The following is a 2,271-nucleotide window of genomic DNA, read 5'->3' on the forward strand; positions in this document are numbered from 1 at the left end:
CCATCCGCCATAAGCCCGCCACTCGCGACGTGGCGCCCCGCATGGGCGCCCTTCGTGTTTGCAGACAACCAAGGACGCGTGAAGGTCGGGTGCGGCATCAGCCGCCCGCGAGCGCGCCTCGACCTTGAAGGCTCTGAGCCATGAAGAGAACCTACCAGCCGAGCAAGCTCGTCCGTAAGCGCCGCCACGGTTTCCGTGCGCGCATGGCCACCGCCGGCGGCCGCAAGGTGATCGCGCGCCGTCGCGCCCACGGCCGCAAGCGCCTGTCGGCCTGAGGCCGGATCCTCTCGGGCGCGGAGGCCTTCGCGCATCCGCGCCGTGAGGCAAGTGGTATCGGCCGGGATCGAACCATCGATGGCGACGATCGAGCGGCTCAAGAAACGACCCGACTTCCTGGCTGCGGCCGAGGGGCGTCGCTTTCACACCGAGCGCATGACCGCGCAGGGGCGCCTCCGGAATCCGGAGGCCTGCCCCGGCCTCCGTCTCGGTTTCACCATCACGAAGCGCGTGGGTCACGCGACGGAGCGCAACCGCATCCGGCGCCGTCTCCGCGCCGCGTTGGGGCTGGTCGCGGCCGATCTGCCGACCGAACTCGCGACCCTGCCGGCCGACATCGTACTGATCGCCCGGCGCCCGGCGCTGGACGCCCCCTTCGCGTCGCTGGCCGAGGACCTGCGGCGTGCGATCCCGACGGTGACCCGGCCTGCGGCGCCCCGGAGCGACAGGCCGTCCGGCCGATCCGGCAACCGACGGTCCAAGACCACACCTCAAACCTCATCTCTCCAGCAGGAAGCGGGCGCCTCCGCGCAGCCCGCGCCCTCCGGCCGCGCCGACATCGGCCCGTCGCAGGGGTGCGACAGAGATCACCGAATCACCGGCGCGCGCAGGTCCCCCGGGGCCGGCGCCGGTCTTGATGCCACTCCGAACGCGTGCGGCGGTGTCCCTGATGGGCAATGACAAGACGAACATGTTCGTGGCCATCGGCCTGTCGCTGCTGGTGCTGCTCGGGTGGCAGTACTTCGTGGCCGGCCCGCGCATGGAGCAGCAGCGGCTGATCGAGGCCCAGAACAAGGCCGCGCAGCAACAGCAGCCCCCGGGCGTGACCCCGGACGGCGTGCCCTCGCCGTCCCCCAAGGAGGGCGGCCCGGCCGCGCCGGTGCCCGGCACGCTGCCCACGCCGCAGGGCGGCCCGGTCTCCCGCGAGGCGGCGCTCGCCCGCTCGCCGCGCATCCGGATCGAGACCCCGGCGCTATCCGGCTCGATCGCCCTGAAGGGCGGCCGCGTCGACGACGTGTCGCTCAAGAACTACCACGAGACCGTCGACCCCAAGAGCCCCGAGATCGTGCTGTTCTCGCCGGCCGGCAGCGAGACGCCCTATTACGCCGAGTTCGGCTGGGTCGGCGCCAATGCCGGGCCGCTGCCCAACAACGACACCCTCTGGACCAGCGAGGGCAAGACGCTCCAGCCGGGCATGCCCGTGACCCTGACCTGGGACAACGGCGCCGGCCTCGTCTTCAAGCGGATCATCGCGGTCGACGACAAGTACATGTTCACGATCCGCGACGAGGTCGAGAACAAGGGCTCGGGCGCGATCACGCTCTACCCCTACAGCCTCGTCTCCCGCTGGGGTAAGCCGCACACCCAGGGCTATTACGTCCTGCACGAGGGCATGATCGGCTATCTCGGCAACGACGGGCTCCAGGAATTCACCTACGACAAGCTCGCCAAGGAGGGCGCCTACGGCGGCGCCAACACCAAGGGCAAGGCCTGGACCGGCGTGACCGGCGGCTTCGTGGGCATCACCGACAAGTACTGGGCGGCCGCCGCGATCCCCGATCAGGACACGCCGTATACCGGCGCCTTCACCGACCGGACCGACGGGACCACCAACGTCTATCAGGCGAGCGTGCGCGGCGACGCCGTGAACGTGGCGGCCGGCACCTCGGTCACCGCGACGCAGCGGCTGTTCGCGGGCGCCAAGGAAGTCAACGTCATCAACAACTACGAGAAGGACCTGGGCATCAAGCACTTCGATCTGATGATCGATTGGGGCTGGTTCTTCTTCATCACCAAGCCGATGTTCCGGGCGCTGGACTTCTTCTATCACCTGTTCGGCAATTTCGGCGTCTCGATCCTGGTTGTCACCTTCTGCCTGAAGCTGCTGTTCCTGCCGATCGCGAACCGATCCTACGTCTCGATGGCCAAGAATGAAGGCCGTGCAGCCGGAGATGGCCGCCATCCGCGAGCGCTACAAGGATGACCGCCTGAAGG

The 2,271-nt window shown here is 69.0% G+C and carries 2 protein-coding genes and 1 pseudogene; all 3 read left to right on the forward strand.

Features of this window, described 5'->3' with window-relative positions; translation table 11 throughout:
- Positions 1-140 precede the first annotated feature (140 nt).
- Positions 141-275 (forward strand): 50S ribosomal protein L34, encoded by a 135-nt coding sequence (rpmH, locus tag I53_RS27895; protein ID WP_007558110.1) that lies wholly within the window; start codon positions 141-143, stop codon positions 273-275.
- 79 nt (positions 276-354) lie between these two features.
- On the forward strand, positions 355-957 hold the full coding sequence (rnpA, locus tag I53_RS27900) for a ribonuclease P protein component (RefSeq protein WP_043357132.1): 603 nt from the start codon (positions 355-357) through the stop codon (positions 955-957).
- Positions 947-2,271, forward strand: a pseudogene (gene yidC / locus I53_RS27905) (membrane protein insertase YidC); the annotation flags it as partial. The gene rnpA and the pseudogene yidC, both read left to right, overlap by 11 nt.

The organism is Methylobacterium sp. B1, from assembly GCF_000333255.1.
Taxonomy (GTDB): Bacteria; Pseudomonadota; Alphaproteobacteria; order Rhizobiales; family Beijerinckiaceae; genus Methylobacterium; species Methylobacterium fujisawaense.

Excerpts from the sequence above, each read along its gene's own strand:
- rnpA (WP_043357132.1), top strand. The coding sequence starts at position 355 with ATGGCGACGATCGAGCGGCTCAAGAAACGACCCGACTTCCTGGCTGCG.
- rpmH (WP_007558110.1), top strand. The coding sequence starts at position 141 with ATGAAGAGAACCTACCAGCCGAGCAAGCTCGTCCGTAAGCGCCGCCAC.